Raw genomic sequence first — 22,227 nt, forward strand, 5'->3', positions numbered from 1 at the left:
GTTAATTCATACTGATCGTGGTGCGGCGTATACTTCCAAAGCATTTAATCAGTATTTAGTAGTTAATGATGCCCAACACAGTTATTCAGCACCAGGGATACCGGCTGACAATGCCGTAATAGAACATTGGTGGGCAGATTTTAAGGCTATTTGGATCGCACACCTGCCTAAAGCACAAACATTATTAGAACTAGAAGGACAAGTTAGAGAAGGAATTACCTATTTCACTGAAAAATTTATCTCAGCGAAGAGAAATGACCTTACCGCAGCGGAATACCGTTTTGGCAAAGCCAACTAATTTTTATTATTTAATGTGTAAACTTGACAGGGCACAGTACCAACCACCAGCCCCTACCAGTCTTATACATCTTATAATGTTGTTTAGCTTCTTTCTTTGAACGCAATAATTGTCTATTGTGCATGATAACTCCCCCTAAAATCACTTGAATTACGTCTTCGGTATAGATTTATCATATAGGAAGTCAAATATACTGGTCCAACGAAGTACAAATACCCCCACCGTTAATCACGGATTGCACAAAAAAAGTGGCTCGTTAGCCACTTTTCTTCTATATTAATTAGCTTAGTTTTGACTTAAGTCCCTCAATAATGATTGAGATGCCCATCTCAAACTGTTGCTTGGCGGAAAGCGAATTGCGAATCCGTACTGAAGCCGCCATGTGATGAAGATTTTGGTCCTGGACTCGCTGCCGGATTAGCGCAACTTGGTCAGCAAGGCCCCTGTCCTTCTGATCAGCAATCTGACGTCTAAATCGACTTTCAGTGGCCAAATCAATGGTGAGCCCGGTCAGCAGAAAATCAATCGAGGTCAGCGCAATGTTAGCCGTTTCTTCTTCGATACCCGCATCAGCCATAATTCCAATTGCATGATCAATAAGCTGAAGCCGAGTGGATGAAGACGGAATCGTTCCAGCCATCAAGACAGCGGACGACGGATATTTTTGATAAACATCAAACAAGTTCCCAAATAGTTGCTTGAGTTGCGTTGTCCAGTCCAGCTCCGACGACGGAAACTTTACTTCGGCAATGATGACGTCCGCCATCGCCTGCAGAATCTCCTGCTTGTTCTTAAAATACCAGTAAAGCGTCGACACATCGATGTGCAAATCACGCGCGACATGACGCATGGAAAATTTTTCAAATGAGCTCTCCGCGCCCATTGTTTGGATGGCCTGCTGAATAATTTGTTCTCGTTTAATTTCCTTTGGCAAAAATGCGCCTCCTTTTTCAAAATAATAGGGAATAACAATTGTATCTCAATGGCTTTTTTGGTATCATTCATGTTAATTTTGTTTTTTCAAAAGCATTTTTTTATCACTTAACTCCAACAGTGTTGGAGGACTGAATCATCATATCACATTCAGTTTAAAATATCTAAACCAAGGGAGGACACAACTGTGATTAGAAAAGCAATCGGTAAGTATAAATTACTGGTTACGGCTGCTTTATTAACGATGCTGCTGCAAGTCGGCGCAACACTATGGCAACCTAGTTATATGAAAAAGATTCTTAGCGTCATGGCGGATACAGCACTTTCGACTAGCGGTAAGATCGACAAAATTAGCGACTACGGGGTGGCGCTAATTGGAATTGCCGTAATTGGGTTAATTGGCTCTGTGCTAAACACCATTACTGCCGCTAAGATTTCGCAGGCAGTTTCAGCCGATTTACGGGAGGAAACATTCCGAAAGATTCAAACCTTCTCATATGAAGATATCGAAAAATTCAAATCCGAGAACCTCGTTGTTCGGATGACGAATGATATTAACCAAATTCAAATGCTCCTCATGATGATCTTCCAGGTCTTAATCAGAGTGCCTCTCCTTTTTGTTGGTGCCTTTGTTCTTTCGATTATCACCATGCCACAACTATGGTGGGTTATTATCGTCATGGTATTCCTCATCGTGATCGTCACTGGTCTTTCAATGAAAGCCATGGGCCCTCACTTTGCGGCATTCCAAAATTTGATGGATCGCATTAACGGAATCGCCAAGGACAACCTCCGGGGTGCCCGGGTGGTTAAATCATTTGTTCAAGAAAAAAATCAAGAAGCTAAGTTTGATAAAGAATCAGACGATCTTTATGGTCATAACTTAGCAGTTGGCTACATCTTCTCAACAATGGTGCCAGCCTTCACCTTGATCTCACAACTCGCTATTTTTGTTGCTATTATTTTTGTTTCAACTTTCATCACGGATTCAGCATCAAATGCCGCTGACCAACTCGGTGGTATTATGTCCTTCATCCAATACATGATGCAAATCATGTTCGCCATTATCATGGGTGGCATGATGTCGATGTTTGCTTCTCGTGGATTTATTTCCATGGGCCGAATTTCAGAAGTCCTGAATGCCAAGGTTTCAATGACCTACGATGACGTTCCCGATGAAGACCTCGAAGGCTCAATTGAATTCGATCACGTTTCGTTTGCTTATCCAAATGATGAGGAACCAATGTTGAAGGATGTTAGTTTTAAAGTCGCGCCAGGCCAAATGGTCGGTGTGGTTGGCGCAACCGGAGCTGGTAAGTCTACTCTAGCGCAACTAATTCCTCGATTGTTCGATCCTACTGAAGGAACGGTTAAGGTGGGCGGTAAAGACTTGAAGCGCGTTTCGCAAGGAACCCTTAAGCGAAACATTTCAATCGTTCTACAAAAGGCCATCCTCTTCTCCGGTACCATTGCCGGTAACTTGAAACAAGGTAAGCAAGATGCCAATGCTCAGGAAATGGATCGTGCAGCTCAGATTGCTCAAGCAGCTGAGTTCATCAATAAGTTACCTGATCGCTATGACGCTGAAGTCGAAGAACGTGGTAACAACTTCTCCGGTGGTCAAAAACAACGGATGTCCATCACTCGAGGCATTATCAAGTCGCCGAAGGTTTTAATCCTGGATGACTCTACTTCTGCGCTGGATGCTCGTTCCGAAAAACTGGTTCAAGAGGCCTTCAGTAAGGACCTCAAGGGCACCACAACTCTAATCATCGCCCAAAAGATTTCTTCAGTGGTTCACGCTGATACGATCTTGGTAATGGACGAAGGTCGTGTGGTTGCTCAAGGAACCCACAAGGAACTCGTTGAAAGTTCCGATGTTTACCAACACATCTATGCCACTCAAAAAGCAAAGGAGGCCTAAAAAATGAATGATACTGCTAGAGCATTTAAGTTCTTCTACCTCTACCTTAAGAAATATAAACTTCAATTTCTAATCATTGCCATCTTCATTTTTGCGGCAACCTATTTGCAAGTTGAAGCCCCTGTTATCATGGGTAAAGCCATCACTCACCTATCAACTTATGTGGGCGATTTCTTCACCCATCAACACGCGGATGATGCCATTAAGGCACTTAAGAAACTGGCCGAGGCCGGCACAACCGCACAAGATTCACTCCAAAAAATTGCCGGCCAACTTAGCCAGGCGAGTGGTACTCACATTGGTTGGCAAGCTTTGACCGATGCGAACGTGCCACAACAGGTTCTTTCTAAGTTACCAAAGGGTACGACAATTCAATCACTCCAAGAAATGGCTAAAATGCCTTCAGATTGGCACTTACTCACTAATTCAAACGTACCACAAACCCTATTGGAGAATTTACCAAAAGGGACAACGATTAATGAACTGCATCGCGTTGCCGTTTCAAATCCGGCAAGCAAGGCCGACTTCTTCGGTGCGATGTGGAAGCTGCTTGGGTTCTATGTCTTCACTGGCGTGGCGCAGTTAATCTACACGATTCTCTTCTCTCGAATCGTGGCCCACTCAACTAACCGGATGCGTAAAGGATTATTCGGTAAGTTGGAACGCATGACGATTGCTTACTTTGATCGCCACGAAGATGGTGATATCTTAGCTCGTTTCACGTCTGACTTGGATAACATTCAAAATACATTAAACCAAGCTGCCGTTAACGTTGCTACCAACGTTGCCCTTTACATCGGAATCGTCATCATGATTTTCGATCAAAATGTCAACATGGCTTGGGTGACTGTTTCAACCACTCCAGTCGCTGTGCTGGCAGCCGTCATTATTATCATTCAAGCGAAGAAGTCAACCGACCGGCAACAAGCCGAAGTTGGGGTCCTCAACGCCTACATGGATGAAAAGATTTCTGGTCAAAAAGCGATTATCGTTGAAGGTCAACAAGAAGATGCCATTAACGGCTTCATGACCCGAAACAAGAAGGTGCAAAAATCAACCTTCGCCGCTCAAACTTGGTCAGGAATGATTTTCCCTCTAATGAACGGTTTCTCACTAGTGACAACTGCCTTAGTCATCTTCTTAGGTACCAAGATTGCGTTGAATGATAGCTCATTGAGCACCGCTGCAGCCCTCGGACTCGTGGTCACGTTCATTCAATACGCCCAACAATACTACAACCCAATCATGCAAATTTCTTCATCATTCGGTCAATTGCAACTTGCAATTACCGGTGCCACTCGATTGAACGTCATGTTCGACGAACCGGATGAAGTTCGGCCAGAAAATGGGAAATCATTTGATGGCGTGGGCGATGGTATCCAAATCGAAAATGTCGACTTTGGTTACCTACCTAATCGACCAATCTTGAAGGATGTCTCAATCGACGTTGACAAGGGTCAAATGGTTGCGTTAGTTGGTCCTACCGGTTCTGGTAAGACTACTGTCATGAACCTGATGAACCGTTTCTACGATGTTGATAAAGGGGTCATCAAGTATGATGGCACTGACATTCGTGAATTTGATCTCGACAGTTTACGAGCTAAAGTCGGAATTGTCCTTCAGGAATCAGTTCTCTTCTCCGGTACCATTGCGGATAACATTCGCTTTGGTAAACCAGACGCCTCAATGGACGAAGTGATTGCAGCGGCTAAAACCACTCACATTCATGAATTTATTGAAGCCCTACCAAACAAGTACGAAACCGTTGTTGATGATAACAACTCTGTCTTCTCTGTTGGTCAAAAGCAACAAATATCAATTGCGAGAACGATTTTGACAGACCCAGCCATCCTTATCTTGGATGAAGCCACTTCTAACGTGGATACGGTGACGGAGCAACAAATCCAGTACGCCATGGAAGCTGCCATTGCTGGCCGGACGTCATTCGTGATTGCCCACCGTTTGAAGACAATCTTGAACGCCGATAAGATTATCGTGCTGAAAGATGGTCAAATCATCGAAACGGGTACTCATGAAGAACTCGTTGCCGCAGATGGCTTCTACGCCGAACTGTACCATAACCAATTCGTTTTTGAATAAACCAAAAAAGCGTTCCCGATATTTTTCGGGAACGCTTTTCTCATACGCTTAACTTAACTCATTTCCATATTCATCCATGAAGCAGACAGCACATTGCCATCCGGATCCTTCACTTCTAATTCGTACATTTGGTCCTCAGGAATATCCATTTCGACGTGATAGTAGTCGCCACCGTTGGCCTTAGCCGTTTTGGCGAATTGCTTCACTTCGTCTATCGATTCCATACTAAAAGCGGTCATTGAGCCACTCGTCAGTTTAGTATCAGCCAGATCCTGATCCTTCAAAAATTTACGGTAAAAATCGTGCGTCAACAGCATGATCCAGATGTTTTCATCCCACATCATGCCTGCACCATTTGCATCTGAAAAATCCAAGTTTTGCTTAAATCCAAGTTCTGTATAAAATTTGATCGAGCGTTCCATGTCTGTCACCGGTAAATTAACAAAAACCATTTTTGCCATAACGAAACTCTTTTTAGATCAGATTCTGGTACGGTATTATTATCACATGCGGGCATTTTGCTCGCAAGGAATCCAACTCATGAATTGAGTCACTAAATGCGTCATGCCAGCAAAACGGCGTATAATCATGGTTGGAATCAAATCGAGATTGGGGGAATCAAAATGAGAAAACACGCTTCGCTATTATTTATTTTTTCAATCATCTTGGCCATCATCAGTTTAACGATAGCCTGGATCATTTCTAACATCGCGTTTCATCTGTTGCCGCTCGACAGTCTTGCGGCTTATCAGCCCGTTCTGACTGAAATTCTAGCACTACTATTCTGGTGGGGACTAGATAAAACTTACTTCAAATCCCAGGTCAGTTGGGCATTTGGTACGGCCACGAAAAACTGGCTGTATCTGTTACCGATTATTGTGGTCTTAATCGGCGATGCAACACTGAATCCAAGTTTCAATTTTGGATTTAGCAATATCATCTTATCAATCATCTTAGGCCTTGGTGTCGGGATTTTTGAGGAATACGTTTTCCGAGGGATCTTGGTTAACCAGTTCTATAATCGTTTGAATATCAGTGCCTTGATGACCGCTGTGCTAAGTGGCTTGGCTTTCGGTTTCACTCATCTAGTCAATGCGCTTAATGGCAACTTTGGAAATACAGTTGCCCAGACGCTAGCCGCGATTTCACTTGGCTTCTTCTTCGCCGTGGTTTACTTACTAATCCACAACTTATGGTTGGTAATCATTGCCCATGCCATCATTGATGCTTTTGACCATCTCGCTTTTGGCACCTTGAGCAACAATGCAGGTACCAGCTTAACAACCGGGATCATTTACTTCGTCGTCTTTGCGGCCATTGGGTTCTGGTTGCTTCGCCGTAATCAGGTCAGTAGCCAATTTGTCCACCAACCTGGTATGACCGTCAAATCAAAAAGTCACGTGAACTTTTCGGGATCGTGATGTCACAACAGGGCCTGCAACCATCAACCCGGTTAAGTCCATCGTGGCCGTCCTCATCCCCATTGTCGAATTAACATTGGGGCCAATTCTGGTCAAACCGTTCCATTCGCAACTGATGAAAACAACTGTCATGACCTTAGTCTTCTTTATTGGTTTCCTAGTTGCCATTTACCTATTCCGCGATATTCTTGAAAACGGATTGGCATAAATGGACACAGGGCTGGTTTATGAAGGTCCTGCTGGCGATTGGTGGCGTCATTGTCTCCTACGGCATTTTAATTGTTGTCCGCTTGGCGCTCAAAGCAACTGGCTTAACAGCGATGGAAACTAGTGGTGTTGACGTCTTAAGTATCCAAACTGAAACAACCGGTTTGATTGCCAGTCTAACGGTTTTAATGGCACCGTTCACCGAAGAACTGGTCTTCCGCCACGTGCTCTTTTTCCAGTGGCGTCATCGTGGCGCATTAACCTGGTTAATGTTTGTGGTTTCATCAATTCTATTCGGCCTTGCCCATTGGAATAACTTTAATGGTGAGGTCATCCAGATGATTCCGTACATGGCAGTTGGTGCCTGGTACGCCCTCATTTACTACTGGTCAAAGAATATTTGGCAAGCGATTGCGACTCACTTTCTCTTTGACTTCATGGGCTTTGCCGGCGCATTGCTAGTCTTCATCATGGCTTTGTTTGGAATCGGATAATATTAAGTATTGAACCAGCATTGTAGAACCTGACTAAAATGGCCCCAAGAGCGAATGCTCCTGAGGTCATTTTTAATTATATCTTACCGCCGAATACTGGGTAAGCACTTGCGTTACCGTAATCTAGCGGTTGAACCTTCTTCAAGGTTTCCATGTCTTCAGCAGAAATTTCAAAATCAATTTCTGAATTAGACTTCATGTGATCTGGGTTTTCCGTCTTTGGTAGCACGACAGTTCCTAGTTGCCAGTCATAACGAATAGAAAGCTGAGGAACGCTCACGTTGTATTTCGCTGCCATCGCCTTAATTGCATCGTTTTGCATAGCTAAACCGTGCGCAATTGGTGAAAAGGCTTCAACGACAATTTCATTTTCTTGAGAATACTTAATCAAATCAAGTGGTGTTGAACCAATATGAGACAGAATTTGGTTGACCATTGGCTTCGTGTCACTATTTTGGATTAAGTTATCGAGATCGGCTTTTTCAAAGCTGGAAACGCCAATTGCACGCAACTTGCCTTCCTTCATGGCGTCTTCAAGTGCGCGCCAAGCTTCCAAATTACCTTCAAAATGACGGTCAGTTGATTGGTTCACTTCCACCCATGGTTGAGGATTGTGGATAATCATCATGTCTAAATAATCGAGTTGCATCTTGTTAAGGGTTTCGTCGATCGATTGCTTAGCTTCATCATAAGTCTTCAACTCAGCTGCCACTTTTGAGTTCACAAAAATATCTTCGCGGGCAACGCCTGACTGACGAATTTCTTCACCAACGCCACGTTCGTTACCGTAAGCTTGAGCGGTATCGATATGACGGTAGCCAATTTTAATTGCTGAGCTAACTGCATCAGCCACTTTGTTATCATCGATTTCCCAAACACCTAATGCAAACCGGGGAATCTTAACACCATTTGTTAATGTATCTGTTTCTTCAAAAATACTCATTTAATTAGATCTCCTTTTTTTAAACTTCTTGTTGTGTTGGTCGAATGACCATTTCATTGACCGCCATATTAGCAGGCGTATCAATTACAAAAGCAACTGCTTGAGCGATTTCTTCGGCATCTAATGCAAACATTTCCGAACCAGGCTGCTTCATTGCGTTTTCCAAACCAGACTTAACGGCCTCATTATTAATAGAATTAAATAACTCAGTCTTAACTGATCCTGGTGCAATAATCGTCGTTTTGATGTTATTTGCGTGTTCCTCTTGACGCAGTCCTTCCATAATTGCTCTAACCGCATACTTGGTCCCTGAATAAGCTGCGTACCCTAGTAACACCTCGTAACCTAATACTGACGAAGTCGTAATCACGTGGCCACTCTTTTGTTGCTTCATAACTGGAAGTGCAGCCGCAATGCCGTTTAAAACGCCCTTAACGTTAATATCTAACATTTGTTGCCATTCGTCGTGGGCAACTTGATCCAGGTTATTAACTGGCATAATACCAGCATTATTGAAAATAACATCGACGCGCCCGAATGCAGCAACTGTGCCGTCAATCACGGCTTGAACATCTTTCTTTTTGGTAACATCAGCTTGAAAAACTTCAATTTCAGCTTCAGGATTGCCCTGCTTGATTTCAGTTAACCGATCTAACCGACGAGCAGCCAAACTTAATTTGGCACCTCGTTGTGCCAGCAAGCTGCCAGTTGCAGCACCTATGCCACTTGAAGCTCCCATAATGACAACTACTTTATCTTTTAGACTCATCATTAAACTCCCTTTTCATCAATCTTCTTAACCATTCGTGCGGGCACCCCTGCGACCACCATATTATCCGGTACGTCCCGAGTAACAACTGCCCCAGCAGCCACCACCGCATTTTCACCAATCGAGACACCTGGCGTAACAGTCACATTAGCGCCCAACCACGCATTATTGTGAATGTGGACGGAAGCTAGGTCTAAGTTACGGCGATCCGCTGGTACCATTCGATGATTGACTGATGCGATGGTCACATTAGGACCAATCAGTACATGGTCGCCAATGTAAATACCGCCTAAATCAGTAAACATCGCATTGGCGTTGATGAACACTGATTCACCAATATGCAAGTTACGACCAAAATCCGTGTGAAACGGCAACCGAATTTCCGTTGTCTCATCGATACGTTCATTTGTAATTTGACTAACTAACTGTCTAATTTCTGTTTGAGTATGCGCACCGGTATTGAGCTCTTGAACCAATCGTTGATTGGTCTCATTGATATGCTCAACTTCATCGTACGCTATCGTTCCTAAATCCATTTTTGAATGCAAGGCTTCACCCCGTTCCTTTAAATTGACTCTAGTATAGCTAGGGATTATCATAATGTTAAATACTTATATGAAATCATTATTCATAATTTTTCGTTATAGTTAGGAGCAACCAAATGGACATTCGGGTTCTTCGTTATTTCGTCGCCGTCGCCAGAGAACAAAATTTTTCGCGTGCGGCCGACTCACTCCACGTTTCCCAGCCCGCCCTTTCTCGTCAAATTCAGGATCTGGAAACCGAGCTGGGGACTAAGCTTTTTTCACGGGCGCACCGGCAAATTCTGTTAACCCAAGAAGGTCATTATCTGATGCAGCGTGCCGAGGAAATCATTTCCATCGTCGATAAAACAACCTATAACCTCCAAAAACAGGATATCATCAGTGGAACGCTGGATATCGGGGCTGGTGAAAGTATTGGCCTTAGACCGGTCATGCAGACCATTCAGCAAATTGTGCGCCAATATCCTGAAGTCCATATCAACTTGAAAAGTGGTGACTCGGAGGATATTAAAGCCAAATTGGACGCTGGTACACTAGAGTTCGCCGTCATCATGGGGCACCAACAATTGAGCCAATACAACACCCTGACGTTACCCGATGAAAATCAGTGGGGCGCGTTGATGCGTAAAGATGAACAGCTCGCCAGCCATGAAGTGATCACAGCCAGCGACCTTCTGGGGCGCCCCCTCATTGGTTCCGGTCAAATGATGCGTCTCGCCACGTTTCGGGAGTGGAGCCATAATTTAATCGACCAGTACAATTTCATCGGTACTTACAATCTGATTTTCAATGCGAAGTTACTCGTCGAAACAGGTGCCGGCATTGCGCTGACTTACAAAGATCTGGTGGATACAACCGGCGATACAGATCTCATTTTTCGCCCGTTGTCACCAAAAATGAGTGAACCGAACACCCTGATTTGGCCAAAAAATCATAGTTTACCTAATGTAAGCCAGCTTTTTTTGGATACACTCAAGCAAAACATTTAAATGCTGAGACTCTAAATTTTTCTTACGGCCAGACTGCTATTCAGCCATTTAGCGGAATTTGCTGTACACTATGCTTAGGAAAATGAATAGGAGTTGTGACGATGAATAACAATGATGAAACGCCAATGACTCGAGAAGAATTGCGACAGCAAAAAGCGCAGCAATTCAGTGACGATCAACCGATTGATAAGAAAACTAAAAAGAAAAATAAGAAAAAGAAACGCAGACATCGCAAGCTCTGGCTAAGCCCGATTGCAATCCTTGCGATTGTGGTTATCCTGTTTGTCTGGATTGGCTCCCGCTCCGCCTTGAGTGGTAACTGGGTCGAAATTAGTAATAGTAGTGGCACCACCTACACCAAGGTGACGGACGTTGATGATCTGAGTACGCTAACCATCAAGAGTGGTAAGTATACCTACACGCCCAATAACAACCAAACCAATTCACAAACCGGCACCTTTGAAGATGACAGTTCGCGCGATACAGCTACCTTCGACGAGACGGCCGCAACTTACACGCTGTCCGCCGATAACGACCACGTGACCTTCAGTAATCCGGATGGGACGATTTCTGGGCTGGGTAACAAATCGAGTGTCACTTTTGTCCGGAAAAACTCCGATGAGTACAAGCAAATTGAGGAGTGCGTCGAAACACAAGCGGAATCTGCCAAAGCAAGCAGTTCCAGCAAGAGTAACCTTAGCAGTGCCATTTCCAGCATTAAAGACAAGGTAACCGGTAACGGCTCCAACGAGGACTCTAGTGGTACGGATAGTAGTTCAAGCTCTTCCTCCGCACCGAGTGAATCGAGCTCGTCTGCAAGTTCGGATACCAGCTCGACAGAATCCGCCATTGATGATGCCAAGGACCAAGGCGCTTCAATTTGGAATCAGGTGCAAAACCAGGTTCAAAATTGGTTGAATAGCCTTGGTGTAACGTCAAATTAGAAACAAATTTAGGAGTCTCAAGGTGGTTAGATAAATGTCTGACTGGCTTGGGGCTTTTTAGTTAATTGAAAATAAAAAAGGCCTAGCTCTCATAAAAATGAAAAACTAAACCTAATTGACTTCAACTTAATAGAATCGTTCTCTAATCATTTACCTTAATCACAATTTTACCGTGAGCATGCCCAGTCTCAGAATATTCCCGCGCTTTTTGCGCATCTTCGAGTGCAAACGAACGATCAATAATTGGTTTTAACTTACCCTGTTCGATTAACTGTGTTATTTCAGCTAGTTAAGCCCCATTCGCATCCATGAATAAAAACTGATAGGTCACTTGAAATTGGCGTTCTAACTTTGCCAATTTTTTTGTGACTAATCCGAACAACGTCGCCTTCAGCCATCCTAACTTTTTGGCTCGCGCAAACTTAGCGTCTGGTAATCCGGAAAGTGACACAATGATGCCATGAGGTTTCAGTACCTTGAATGATCTATCTAATTGCTCGCCACCTAACGTGTCAAACACCATGTCGTAATCGTGGAGAATTTCATCAAACTGTTCTGAGTGGTAATCAATCACTTGATCAGCACCCAGCGCTTGAACGGTTGCTGCATTCTTGGGACTAGCAGTCGTTGCCACATAGGCACCCAAGTGTTTTGCCATTTGAATTGCAATTGAGCCGACACCACCGGCACCGGCCTGGATAAAGACCTTTTGACCAGGCTTTATTTTAGCCAGATCAATCAGTGCTTGATAGCTCGTTAAGCTCACCAACGGTACTGCCGCCGCTTCTTCAAACGACAAATTTTGAGGCTTCAGCGCAATGTCCGCCTCGTTCACAGCTAAATAATCCGCAAACGTCCCAATTTGAGAATCTCGTGGACGGCCGTAGACTTCATCACCAATTTGAAACTTATTAACTCGATTCCCAATTTGCGTCACAACCCCCGCAAAATCATGTCCAAGGGTCAAGGGCATCTCGTGTTTCACTAGTAATTTAATGCCACCCTCTCTGGTTTTTGAATCAATCGGATTAACACTTGCGGCCTTGATAGCCACCAAAACTTCATCAGGCGCGATAGTTGGCATTGGTACCTGCTTCAATTTTAATTCAGTGTGTCCATATTTTTCAATTTGCATTGCGCTCATCGTTTTAGTCATTTTGTTCATTCTCCTCTGCTAGTCGTTCAATAGTTGCTGTTGTTCGTTGCATGATTGCAAAATTGGGGTTTGGATTAACCGCGTAATAGTGCTTAGTGCCGACGTTTCGCACCGAAACCAACTTCGCCGCCTTTAAAATTTTCAAATGGTGGGATACCGCCGGTCGTGACAGATGTGTCTTTTCGGTCAGCAATCCCACTCGCATCCCATCACATCCCGCTTCCAACAGCGAAATGAGAATCAATTGTCGGTTTTCATCCCCTAGTGCCAACAAAATATCTTGCGTCTTCATGAAGCCATCCTTAATGGCCTGTAAATCTTCTTGTTTGCCCATCTATCGTTCCTCCGTTCAAAAATTTAAACCTTTGCGTTTATCCTACTACGTCATTTCAACAATTACCACATCGGGAAAGAAAATCGAGACAAAGCAAAAATGACGAAGCACTCTCAACTGAGTGTTCCGCCATTTCTCAATTCATATTTATTTAACTAATCCAGCTACTGTTTCATTCACCGCAGCCTTTTCCTTTTCAACCAGTGCCACTCGGCTTTCGATGACTGAAGTGTCCATCGTAATTTCCCGAGTTAAGCCCGGCGTGTTGACCTTTGGTTCAAAGAAGGCCTTGAATTCGGCCAACCGTTCCGGGGTATGGAAAATGGTTGAGATAACCGCGATGTACGTGTTGAATTCCATATCACCACCAACGGTTTCTTCCAACCAGCCCCAGTCGTTACGAATCCAGTCCCAAGCCGCTTGTTGACCGGCATCATTGGCCAGAACACCACGGAACCAAGCCCGCAAATCTTGAGGCTTAATCGTTTCCGCGTTTTCGTAATTCTTAACTAGTTCAGCAATTTGTGCTGCATCCTTAGTCTTCGTCAATGCCGCACTAATGTCCGCCTTGTAGCTGGCATCAGATGACTGACGGTAGGCTGTCAATAATTGATCAAAGACCGCTTGACTACCCACGTTTTCAACTTCGTTAATCAAGACGAGCACCCGAATACCTGCTGGTAAGCTTGCCAAGTGATCTTGATTTTGAACAAACAAATCATGAGCTGCTGCAATTGCAGCCTCGTTCTTGGCGTATAAAGCGGCGCTTAAAACGATTGGTCGCGTTAATTGATCATCGTTTGATTCGCCAGCTTGTTCTTGCCAACCTAAACGAGCAACTTGCGCTGCACTCAACTTGTCGTAGAAACGACGTAAAGCCGTTTCTTCGTCAGAGTTTGGCGTCACAAATTTCTTCAAGTTGCCAGCGACGCGGTAAAGGGCCGCGTTGACTAACGTCGAATGACTGTCCGCAAACTTCAGTAAAATTGGCGCCACACTGGCGTATGAAACTTCACCCGCCTCGGCTAATAAGCGTAGGTCTTGCAAGATTTGCAGTTTCGAAATAGCGTCCATTTCATCCGCATTGTCTAAAATATCTTGGAGTAACGTTTCATCGTACTTCACGATAAAGTGAGAGTTGTTTCCAACGTTCACACGGAATGGCTTACCATTTGCTTGACGTAGTTCCTTGTAGTCGCCCAGTGTGACTTGTTTGTCAGAGAAAATCGCTGGTGCAACATCATAGTTGCTGTTAAGTGGGATTTCCCATTGACGGCCTACTTCTTGGCCTTCACCACTGAAGAATTGTTGTTGCGTCAACTTCAATTGACCGCCTTCGACCGCAGCCGTGACAACTGGGTAACCTGGTTGTTCCAACCATGAATTCATGATTTCACCAACCTGAACGCCGGAAGCGTCCCCAAGCGCTGACCATAAATCAGCACCAGTGGCGTTGCCGTACTCATGAGCTTCAAAGTATTGCTTCAAGCCCTTTCGTAACGCGTCATCACCAAGTAAAGCACGAACCATAACCAGCATCCGGGCCCCCTTAGCGTAGACAATCGCACTATCAAACAGCGCATCAATTTCAGCTGGGTTGTGCACCTCAACGTGAACGGATTGCACGCCATCAACAGCATCCCGTTGCAAGGCTGCTGGGACGTCGGCCGTTTGGAACATTTCCCAAATGTGCCAGTCTGGTTCGATGGCATCGATTGCCACGTACTCCATCATGTTGGCGAAGCTTTCGTTTAACCAGAGGTCGTCCCACCACTTCATCGTCACAAGGTCTCCGAACCATTGGTGCGCCAACTCGTGCGCAATGACGGTGGCAACCAGTTGCTTAGTATCCAAGGCCGTGTTGTCCGGGTCTAATAACAGATAGGCTTCACGGTAGGTAACTAAGCCCCAGTTTTCCATGGCACCAGCCGAAAAGTCAGGCAATGCCAGTTGCCATGAGTGTGGTAGTGGATATGGCGTTTGATAAAAGTCTTCGTAGAATTCAATCGACCGCTTTGCAATGTCGAGCGCAAAATCAAGCTCCTTAGCTTCGTGCGCCTTAGTTCCGAAAACGCCGACTTTAACGCCACTCTTGGTGGTCGTCGTCTTGCTTTGTAAGTCACCAAAGGCGAAAGCAATTAGGTAAGTCGACATCCGAACCGTCGTGTCAAAATAGTGCACGCCATCTTCCTCACGAACTTCTGGCATGTTGCTCAAAATGGTTTCGCCCGGTTGTTCATCGTACTTAATGGCCAAATCAAACGTTGCTTTAGCTTCAGGTTCGTCAATACTTGGGAAAGCTTGGCGCGCAAATGTCGTTTCAAATTGGGTACCGATAATTTGCTTCTTCACACCCGCAACCTCGTAGTATGAAGGGTAAATGCCCATCATCGTGTCGGTCAGCGGTGCCGTGTAATCGATTGTTACTTTAACTTCGCCAGTTTGTGGCACGTCAAAACGGAAGGCATCGTTATCGTTGTCGACCGTAAAATCGACAGCTTGGTCGCCTACTGTGACCTTAGCAATTTCTAGATATTTTTGGTGAATTGCTATATTGGCTTGCTTAGCGTCACCGGTGATAGTTGTCGTCCCGGTAATTTGCTTAGTTGCCCGGTTGATATTGAGATAAATGTCGTAATGACTTGGTTGAAATGCTTCATAAAAATGTTGAATATTGGCCATGACGTGCTCCTTTATTTAAATGAATTTTTGATTAAAATATGAGAATATATCCATTATACGACTTTTGCTCGTTAAATGGGACTTCAAGATGCTAATGGGCACTTCCCTCACGAAACGCCTCTATCATATCCCACGTTAAGCTCTTGCGTGTATCGTCGTGCGGAATGGCATCTCGGTCAAACCACTGTTTCAATGCCAGTTCCTGCTCGTCATCCTTGAACTCTGCCGTTGAGTAAGTGGCCGCTGAGGCAAGATCGGCAAAGAAGCCCATCAACACCGATTGAGAAAATGCCCACGGTTGGCTCTTGTAGTAACGCAGGTTTTGAACCTCGAGTCCAGTTTCCTCATAAACTTCGCGCTTCACGGCACCTTCAAGCGTTTCACCAATTTCAACGAAACCGGCGATCAACGCGAAGTGGCCGTAACCAGTCGCGTACTTCGTTAACAGCAACTGATCTCCCTTCGTCACACCCACGATGATAACCGGCGAGATTTTAGGAAAAATCTGGGCACCACAATTTGGGCAAACGAGTTTGCGTTCATCCGTCCCCTTCTCAAGCTTGTAAGCACAATGACCACAGTAACGATTTTGATCGTACCAGTTAGCCAGATGCCCCGCCGTCGCCGTTGCAAAAGCAAGCCACTGAGGCATCATCCCTCGTAACACGGTAATACTTTCATACGTGAAGTTACCCGCTTCAACTAATTCAACATCAAAGGTGAAAAAGTTGTGCCCCTCAATCGAGAGTAAGTAATTAGCCTCCGTCAGCGGTAAATCGTAAGTCGCCGTGAGCTCGGCAACCGTTGGCGTCAGCAATTCAGCTTTTTGATTTAGCATCAGAATTTTGCGTTGGTTTACCAATACCACAAAATCCGTTTGCTTCAATGATTTAGGTTCATAACGCGCATCTAGTTGATGTGGTTCAATGTCTTGAAACATATCCTCGACCTCTTTTCACCTACTAAGATACGCATTCCAGTGGCGGAAGGCAAATGAAAACGACCTGAGGATGAGGAAAATATCCCGAGGTCGTTTCCTTAATAAAATATTCTAAATTTCGCTAACTTTCAACAATGACTTAATTGCTGTCCGTTCATCCATTGCTTCATAAGCATCTTGGATGTGGTCCAAATCAAAGGACTGTGTGAAGACCTTACCTGGGTTAATCTTGCCAGATAAAACAGCGTCTAACAAAGTGGCACGGTCATGTGTCGTAACGGCTGCAATTCCGCCACGTAAACCAGTGTTACGGAAGAACAAGTTGTTCGTGTTCATTTCAGGCGTTTGAGGAATTCCAACGCGACCCACAACGGCGCCAGGACGACCAACCTTAACGGCAGTATCAACTGCTTGTTCACTACCAACACATTCAAGAATAGCATCTGCACCGGCACCATCAGTTAATTCCATAACCTTTTTCACAGCGTCATCACCACGTTCGGCAACGATATCAGTAGCACCAAATTCTTTAGCCAATTTTTGACGATCTTCATGACGACTCATCGCAATAATACGCTTAGCACCGCGGAGCTTGGCAGAAATCACACCACAAAGACCAACCGCACCGTCACCCATGACAACAACCGTGTCGCCTTCTTTAACTTCGGCAGTGACAGCGGCGTGGTAACCCGTTGCCATAACGTCAGACAACGTTAGGAGTGACTTCAATTGATCATCAGAGTATGACTTAGGATCGCCAGGCACCTTAACCAAGCCCCAGTTAGCGTTCACATAACGAAGGTATTCAGCTTGGTAGCCGTTGTTGACGTTTTCGGGAACGTTCATACAATCACCATCAAAACCGGCTAAACAAGCAGCACAGTGACCACAGCCATGGGTAAATGGCACGATGACAAAGTCACCCTTCTTCACATTTGTAACCTCATCGCCGACTTCTTCAACGATTCCGATGGCTTCGTGACCCACCCGTGAGTCCTTAGCCATCTTTTGAATACCACGATAGAACCATAAGTCTGATCCACAGACGCAGGCTCTCACAATTTTAATAATCGCATCTCCAGAGAGTTGGACTTCTGGCTTAGCGACTTCATGAATTTCAACTTTTCCAGGTTCAATAAAGGCAGTTGCTTTCATTTTTTCATCTCCAAATTTTCTTGTTAGATTTTACACTAACTATCATATACCCTTAAGTGGATTTTAGGTCAAGCAAAAAAATTCCTATTCTCTCGGTCCTCATGCGACTTAAGCAGTGGTCGCAGAGACCGAAACAATCGATTATATAACGAAAAACTAGCACCCCCTAACTGGAGATACTGGTTTTATTAAAACGGGTACCACGCGTGTGACGCCCCAAACGTATTGGTTTTAATGGCGATGAAAAGGTACACCACCAACCCGACAAACTGCAATAATGCGAACAAGCGAATTGCAAGGTCAAACCGATTAGGCTTTTCCTCCGCGTAGTAAGTACGGTGCTTACCGATGCCATACAAGCGTAAATCCATCGCGTTAGCAATCACATCAACCCGCTCGAATGACGTTAAGATTAATGGAATTAAAACCGTTAATGACTGCTTCAACCGTTTGGTAATTGAGGCTTTTTTAGCATCGAGTTCAACGCCCCGCATCTGCATTGCTTCGTTAACTTGGCGGTAATTTCTCAGAATATCCGGAATGGATCTCAGTCCCAACGATACAATGGTGCAGACCTTATATGGCACGCCTAAGTGATACAGACCAGCAGCTAGTTGGCTGGGGGTCGTACTCAAAACGAACCATAAACTAGCTAAAAACATATCAAAAATTTTCAACAGCCGAATGAATAAATAGAACAGCGTTTCCGGCGTCACGATGTAAAAACTATTAAACTGAAACCACACCGTTGAGGAGCCAATCCCCTGCGCCCCAATGTTTGGTGCCACTAGATACATCAGCAACACGTTAATCAGGTTCATCACGACCACGAAAATCGTAATGCCTTTGATTTTACGCCATCTGGGTTTCAACGAAATCACTAATCCTAAGTTGATGATGGAAGTGGCCAGCAGAATCCGAATGTCAAAGGAGACGACAATTAATAGAATTGAAGAAAGCAACAGGACCACTTTACTGGCACCATTTAATCGTTCTAATCCTCGGCTACCTGCCGAGTAAGTCACGATAAAGTCATCAGTGTTCATTAATTTCCGCCTCCTTGAATCGTGGCACTCACTAAGTCCCGCGGTGCTAAATTAAGCCGTTTGGCCAATTCGAAAATACTGGTTGGTCGTAAATGAGATTGCCGACACAACGCATCGTTACCTAAAACGTTATAGGGATCATCATCCGCCAATATGTGTCCGGCACCCAGCACGATTGCTCGGTCGGTGTATTCCAATGCCAAATGCATGTCGTGGGTAATAAAGATAATTGTAGTGCCGTACGTTTGGTTCAACTGATCGATGAACGTCATCATTTCCTGGTAGTGCTTGAGGTCTTGACCCGCAGTAGGTTCATCCAAGATGAGTACCTCAGGATTCAAAACCAACAGACTCGCTACGGAAAGACGCTTCTTTTGACCGTACGACAACGACGAAATGGGCCAGTGACGCATTGGGTAAAACCCGGCAGCATTGAGCGCTCGGTCGACCCGGTTCGTATACTCATCCCCGGTAATCCCGCGAATCGTCAGCGCTAACCCGACTTCCTCTTCAACCGTATTTTTCACAATCATCTGGTTCGGATCCTGCATCACATAAGCCACAGATTCCGCAATCTCCCGGATGGTTTTCTTCTTAGTTGCAACTCCATCGATTTCAATGGTCCCGTGATGCGGTCTCAAAACGCCCGTTAACAGTTTTGCCAAGGTTGATTTACCAGTCCCATTACCGCCAATCAAACTGATTCGTTCGCCGCGATGAATCGTCAGCTCCGGAATTTGGATGAAATCATCATTGTCGTAGCTGAATTCTACCTTTTTGAGCTTAATAATCGGGTCTCCATCCGGCCCTTCCGGCACTGCGGTTCGCTCCAAATCTAACGCAACGGATTGAACATCGGTGAGGTTAAGGTCCTCGACGTTGGTCAGATGATTGGTCTGCTTCAAACCGCCCAGCACCTTTTTAAAAGTCCGTAAGTACAATGGTTCGCGAATGCCATACTGCTGCAATAAGTTACCACGTAGCAAGTCATCCGGCGTTGTGTCGGAAACAATGGCCCCTTCAGCTAACAGAATAATCCGGTCAACGTGGCGGTAAAGTACTTCCTCCAAACGGTGTTCAATGATAATCACCGTTTTGCCTTGTTGCTGATTAATTTGATCAATCAGGTCAATCATATCGGTGCCCATTTTGGGATCCAACGCCGCAAGTGGTTCATCAAACACCATAACAGGTTTGTCATCGTGTAAAACGCCGGCTACTGCGACTTTTTGCTTTTGACCGCCCGACAAGTTAAATGGCAACTGCCCGAGTTGCGAGGCAATCCCCACCTTTTCGGCAGCCTTCAGTACATCACGCTTTATTTCATCTAACTCAATAGCCTGGTTCTCCAGGTAAAACGCAATATCTTCGCCCACACTCAATCCCACAAATTGCGCATCTGCATCCTGAAGCACCGTACCCACCTTTTTAGACAGTGCGAACACTGAACTGTCGCCAACTGGATGACCAGCAACGGTGGAGGTACCCGTGATTTCTCCCGCAAACTGGTTCGGAATCAATCCGTTCAGGCACTGAATGAGTGTCGTCTTGCCGGAGCCACTTGGGCCCAGTATCAACACCTTTTCACCATTGTTAATCGACAAGTTAATATGTTTTAGGGTTGGCTCCGCCTGATTTTTATAGCGAAACGAAAAATTATTAAACTGAATAATCGGCTGTTGCTAATTGGCCATCGTTAATCCGCTCTTCTCTAATAATGTGTGACTGTCTCGTATACCGTTTTGCTAAGGCAAATAATAGTGGGATTCCCACGATAATAACCACCAAGCCATCCGCAATCACGGCCGTGTAGCCTTGGGCAAAGTTGATGGCTTCTTCACCACCAAAGAACAGGGTGTTCAGGAATGGTGAGATGAAACCAAACGATACGGCAATTCCCAGTAATGAGGTAATACCGAAGATAACTGATTGCTTCTTAGTGAAAATATCTTCCGTAATTCTAGCCCCGTACAACGGTAATAAACCGATGATGTAGCTCACGATGAAGTTGCCAATCCACCAATCTGGCCAGAAGCCTGAACCGGCGATTAAGTCACCGAAGAAGTTCCCGAACAAGCCGACCAATCCAGCTGATAGTGGGCCAAACAGGGCACCCACCACAATGACGACTAGGTGAGCCACAGATAGTTTTGTGTTCGTATAGATGGGGATTCCCGCATAATCAATCAAAACGCCGAATAGCGCTGCACCAATGGCGATTGCCACGATTGTTTTAGTGTCCCAAGTTCCTAATAAAATTCTGCTTAATGAAATCTTTTTTGTATTTGCACTCATTTGATTTTCCCCGTTTCAATTAATTTATTTTGACTAATAATGTTTGCCACTGCGCCAATATCTTCTGGTGTCGTTCGACAACAACCGCCGATGATTTGGGCACCGGCTTCAAGCCATTCTGGTACATAATCACTAAACTGTTTCCCGGACTGATTCAGCGTCCATTTTTGTAAGTTAAGGTCGAATACATCCCCGTTATTGGGATAGACGATCAACGGCTTAGTACTTGCCTGTCGAAGCGCCGTTAATCCCAGCGTTGCCTGTTCAATCGCTCCGCAATTAATTCCCAAGGCAACGAGTTGCTCAATATTGCTAAATTGTTGGGCGGCTTGCGATAGGTTTTCACCACTGACGAGGTGATCGCCATCGGCACTGAAGGACAACCAAGCTGGCACCCCTGGAAAACGATGGGTTAGGATATCAACCAACACCGCTGCTTCATCCAATCGTGGAATCGTTTCAAGAGCGAGAATATCGACGCCCGATTCAATCAAGACCTGTATTCGGTGGAAATGGAATTCAAAGTAGTCGTCATCACTCAAGTGATAGTCGCCGCGGTATTCTGCGCCATCCGTTAAGTACGCACCATAAGGACCGATGTCACCGGCGATAAAGACTTGCTGATGATCATTTGGATGAGCCTCATAGAAAGTAGCGCGAGCCTCTTTGGCCAGTTGAACCGCTAAACGGACGTTATCATCGGCTTGCTGGGCATCAAAGCCAGCCCGTTTAAACGAAGCGCGGGTCGCCTGATAGGTGTCGACAATCAAAATGTTGGCGCCATGTTCTAAGTAATCGTAGTGCACGCTTTTCACTAAGTCAGGGTGGTCAACTAAAGCTCCCGCTGACCATAAGATGGGATTTTGGTTCACACCCAATTTTTCTAATTCAGTTCCTAACGCTCCGTCAAGAACCAGGGCTTCACCATTTGCGATTAACGTTTCAATTTCTGACATCAATGCTCACCTCCTAAAAAAATACATAAAAAAAGTCCTGATACATGCTAACTTGCACGTATCAGGACGATGAAAGAGACTTCTCGCGGTACCACC

The 22,227-nt window shown here is 44.9% G+C and carries 19 protein-coding genes and 2 pseudogenes; 7 read left to right on the forward strand and 14 right to left on the reverse strand.

All coding sequences use genetic code 11. From position 1 onward, the window contains the following. Positions 1–298 (forward strand): annotated as a pseudogene (locus LOSG293_RS07170) (DDE-type integrase/transposase/recombinase); the annotation flags it as partial. A 280-nt stretch (positions 299–578) separates the two neighbouring features. On the opposite strand, the gene LOSG293_RS07175 reads toward LOSG293_RS07170, so the two are convergent. After that, positions 579–1,232 (reverse strand): TetR/AcrR family transcriptional regulator, encoded by a 654-nt coding sequence (locus LOSG293_RS07175; RefSeq protein WP_034528665.1) that lies wholly within the window; start codon positions 1,230–1,232, stop codon positions 579–581. A gap of 186 nt (positions 1,233–1,418) precedes the next feature. Between LOSG293_RS07175 and LOSG293_RS07180 the strand changes: the two genes are divergently transcribed. Both LOSG293_RS07180 and LOSG293_RS07185 read left to right on the forward strand, forming a co-directional pair. Next, complete coding sequence (locus LOSG293_RS07180; RefSeq protein ID WP_034528668.1) at positions 1,419–3,155, forward strand: ABC transporter ATP-binding protein; 1,737 nt, start codon at positions 1,419–1,421, stop codon at positions 3,153–3,155. Between the two features lie 3 nt (positions 3,156–3,158). Further along, positions 3,159–5,255 carry an ABC transporter ATP-binding protein gene (locus tag LOSG293_RS07185; protein ID WP_034528671.1) on the forward strand — a complete coding sequence of 699 codons (2,097 nt, stop codon included), beginning with the start codon at positions 3,159–3,161 and terminating at the stop codon, positions 5,253–5,255. A gap of 53 nt (positions 5,256–5,308) precedes the next feature. Here the strand turns inward: LOSG293_RS07185 and LOSG293_RS07190 are convergent, their stop codons facing one another. Beyond that, a complete protein-coding gene (locus LOSG293_RS07190) occupies positions 5,309–5,716 on the reverse strand; it encodes a VOC family protein (RefSeq protein WP_034528674.1) in 408 nt (135 codons plus the stop codon). A 162-nt stretch (positions 5,717–5,878) separates the two neighbouring features. On the opposite strand from LOSG293_RS07190, the gene LOSG293_RS07195 reads away from it, so the two are divergent. Continuing rightward, entirely contained in the window at positions 5,879–6,676 is a 798-nt protein-coding gene (locus tag LOSG293_RS07195) for a CPBP family intramembrane glutamic endopeptidase (protein WP_160171713.1), read from the forward strand. A 227-nt stretch (positions 6,677–6,903) separates the two neighbouring features. After that, positions 6,904–7,377: a CPBP family intramembrane glutamic endopeptidase gene (locus LOSG293_RS07200; RefSeq protein ID WP_051907250.1), complete on the forward strand. Its 474-nt coding sequence runs from the start codon at positions 6,904–6,906 to the stop codon at positions 7,375–7,377. A 76-nt stretch (positions 7,378–7,453) separates the two neighbouring features. Here LOSG293_RS07200 and LOSG293_RS07205 read toward each other — a convergent pair whose 3' ends face one another. From LOSG293_RS07205 to LOSG293_RS07215, 3 genes are read right to left on the reverse strand one after another with little or no spacing between them, the layout of a single operon-like run. Next, entirely contained in the window at positions 7,454–8,320 is an 867-nt protein-coding gene (locus LOSG293_RS07205; RefSeq protein WP_034528680.1) for an aldo/keto reductase, read from the reverse strand. Between the two features lie 19 nt (positions 8,321–8,339). Further along, positions 8,340–9,092 carry an SDR family oxidoreductase gene (locus tag LOSG293_RS07210; protein WP_202807497.1) on the reverse strand — a complete coding sequence of 251 codons (753 nt, stop codon included), beginning with the start codon at positions 9,090–9,092 and terminating at the stop codon, positions 8,340–8,342. Next, complete coding sequence (locus LOSG293_RS07215) at positions 9,092–9,637, reverse strand: DapH/DapD/GlmU-related protein (RefSeq protein ID WP_034528686.1); 546 nt, start codon at positions 9,635–9,637, stop codon at positions 9,092–9,094. The genes LOSG293_RS07210 and LOSG293_RS07215 overlap by 1 nt, the downstream gene beginning before the upstream one ends. Before the next feature lie 113 nt (positions 9,638–9,750). Here LOSG293_RS07215 and LOSG293_RS07220 point away from each other — a divergent pair, with 113 nt between their 5' ends. Together LOSG293_RS07220 and LOSG293_RS07225 are read left to right on the forward strand one after the other, a co-directional pair. Continuing rightward, positions 9,751–10,623 carry a LysR family transcriptional regulator gene (locus LOSG293_RS07220; protein WP_034528689.1) on the forward strand — a complete coding sequence of 291 codons (873 nt, stop codon included), beginning with the start codon at positions 9,751–9,753 and terminating at the stop codon, positions 10,621–10,623. A 101-nt stretch (positions 10,624–10,724) separates the two neighbouring features. Continuing rightward, positions 10,725–11,567 carry a hypothetical protein gene (locus LOSG293_RS07225; protein WP_034528691.1) on the forward strand — a complete coding sequence of 281 codons (843 nt, stop codon included), beginning with the start codon at positions 10,725–10,727 and terminating at the stop codon, positions 11,565–11,567. A gap of 142 nt (positions 11,568–11,709) precedes the next feature. Here LOSG293_RS07225 and LOSG293_RS07230 read toward each other — a convergent pair. The 9 genes and pseudogenes from LOSG293_RS07230 to mmuM form a co-directional block, all read right to left on the reverse strand. After that, positions 11,710–12,723 (reverse strand): annotated as a pseudogene (locus tag LOSG293_RS07230) (NADP-dependent oxidoreductase). Next, complete coding sequence (locus tag LOSG293_RS07235; protein ID WP_034528694.1) at positions 12,716–13,057, reverse strand: ArsR/SmtB family transcription factor; 342 nt, start codon at positions 13,055–13,057, stop codon at positions 12,716–12,718. Before LOSG293_RS07235 ends, LOSG293_RS07230 begins: the two are co-directional and overlap by 8 nt. A gap of 147 nt (positions 13,058–13,204) precedes the next feature. Further along, on the reverse strand, positions 13,205–15,739 hold the full coding sequence (locus tag LOSG293_RS07240) for a M1 family metallopeptidase (protein ID WP_034528696.1): 2,535 nt from the start codon (positions 15,737–15,739) through the stop codon (positions 13,205–13,207). A 91-nt stretch (positions 15,740–15,830) separates the two neighbouring features. Then, positions 15,831–16,679, reverse strand: a complete 849-nt coding sequence (gene nudC / locus LOSG293_RS07245) for an NAD(+) diphosphatase (RefSeq protein ID WP_034528699.1) — start codon at positions 16,677–16,679, stop codon at positions 15,831–15,833. Between the two features lie 111 nt (positions 16,680–16,790). Beyond that, entirely contained in the window at positions 16,791–17,834 is a 1,044-nt protein-coding gene (locus LOSG293_RS07250) for a zinc-dependent alcohol dehydrogenase family protein (RefSeq protein WP_034528701.1), read from the reverse strand. Positions 17,835–18,022: 188 nt separating this feature from the next. Beyond that, entirely contained in the window at positions 18,023–18,880 is an 858-nt protein-coding gene (locus LOSG293_RS07255; protein ID WP_051907251.1) for an energy-coupling factor transporter transmembrane component T family protein, read from the reverse strand. Beyond that, positions 18,880–20,553, reverse strand: coding sequence for an ABC transporter ATP-binding protein (locus LOSG293_RS07260; protein WP_034528703.1), 1,674 nt, complete (start codon positions 20,551–20,553; stop codon positions 18,880–18,882). The genes LOSG293_RS07255 and LOSG293_RS07260 overlap by 1 nt, the downstream gene beginning before the upstream one ends. Continuing rightward, positions 20,540–21,175 (reverse strand): ECF-type riboflavin transporter substrate-binding protein, encoded by a 636-nt coding sequence (locus tag LOSG293_RS07265; protein ID WP_051907252.1) that lies wholly within the window; start codon positions 21,173–21,175, stop codon positions 20,540–20,542. Before LOSG293_RS07265 ends, LOSG293_RS07260 begins: the two co-directional genes overlap by 14 nt. Then, on the reverse strand, positions 21,172–22,131 hold the full coding sequence (mmuM, locus tag LOSG293_RS07270; RefSeq protein WP_051907253.1) for a homocysteine S-methyltransferase: 960 nt from the start codon (positions 22,129–22,131) through the stop codon (positions 21,172–21,174). The genes LOSG293_RS07265 and mmuM overlap by 4 nt, the downstream gene beginning before the upstream one ends. Positions 22,132–22,227 lie beyond the last annotated feature (96 nt).

This window comes from Secundilactobacillus oryzae JCM 18671, assembly GCF_000740055.1.
In the GTDB taxonomy this organism is placed as follows: Bacteria; Bacillota; Bacilli; order Lactobacillales; family Lactobacillaceae; genus Secundilactobacillus; species Secundilactobacillus oryzae.

What these genes read in the sequence shown, in the direction of transcription:
- LOSG293_RS07265 (WP_051907252.1), bottom strand. Translation starts at nt 21,175, where the DNA reads ATGAGTGCAAATACAAAAAAGATTTCATTAAGCAGAATTTTATTAGGA.
- LOSG293_RS07210 (WP_202807497.1), bottom strand. Translation starts at nt 9,092, where the DNA reads ATGATGAGTCTAAAAGATAAAGTAGTTGTCATTATGGGAGCTTCAAGT.
- LOSG293_RS07235 (WP_034528694.1), bottom strand. Translation starts at nt 13,057, where the DNA reads ATGGGCAAACAAGAAGATTTACAGGCCATTAAGGATGGCTTCATGAAG.
- LOSG293_RS07240 (WP_034528696.1), bottom strand. Translation starts at nt 15,739, where the DNA reads ATGGCCAATATTCAACATTTTTATGAAGCATTTCAACCAAGTCATTAC.
- mmuM (WP_051907253.1), bottom strand. Translation starts at nt 22,131, where the DNA reads ATGTCAGAAATTGAAACGTTAATCGCAAATGGTGAAGCCCTGGTTCTT.
- nudC (WP_034528699.1), bottom strand. Translation starts at nt 16,679, where the DNA reads ATGTTTCAAGACATTGAACCACATCAACTAGATGCGCGTTATGAACCT.
- LOSG293_RS07255 (WP_051907251.1), bottom strand. Translation starts at nt 18,880, where the DNA reads ATGAACACTGATGACTTTATCGTGACTTACTCGGCAGGTAGCCGAGGA.
- LOSG293_RS07225 (WP_034528691.1), top strand. Translation starts at nt 10,725, where the DNA reads ATGAATAACAATGATGAAACGCCAATGACTCGAGAAGAATTGCGACAG.
- LOSG293_RS07190 (WP_034528674.1), bottom strand. Translation starts at nt 5,716, where the DNA reads ATGGCAAAAATGGTTTTTGTTAATTTACCGGTGACAGACATGGAACGC.
- LOSG293_RS07205 (WP_034528680.1), bottom strand. Translation starts at nt 8,320, where the DNA reads ATGAGTATTTTTGAAGAAACAGATACATTAACAAATGGTGTTAAGATT.
- LOSG293_RS07220 (WP_034528689.1), top strand. Translation starts at nt 9,751, where the DNA reads ATGGACATTCGGGTTCTTCGTTATTTCGTCGCCGTCGCCAGAGAACAA.
- LOSG293_RS07250 (WP_034528701.1), bottom strand. Translation starts at nt 17,834, where the DNA reads ATGAAAGCAACTGCCTTTATTGAACCTGGAAAAGTTGAAATTCATGAA.
- LOSG293_RS07185 (WP_034528671.1), top strand. Translation starts at nt 3,159, where the DNA reads ATGAATGATACTGCTAGAGCATTTAAGTTCTTCTACCTCTACCTTAAG.
- LOSG293_RS07195 (WP_160171713.1), top strand. Translation starts at nt 5,879, where the DNA reads ATGAGAAAACACGCTTCGCTATTATTTATTTTTTCAATCATCTTGGCC.
- LOSG293_RS07200 (WP_051907250.1), top strand. Translation starts at nt 6,904, where the DNA reads ATGAAGGTCCTGCTGGCGATTGGTGGCGTCATTGTCTCCTACGGCATT.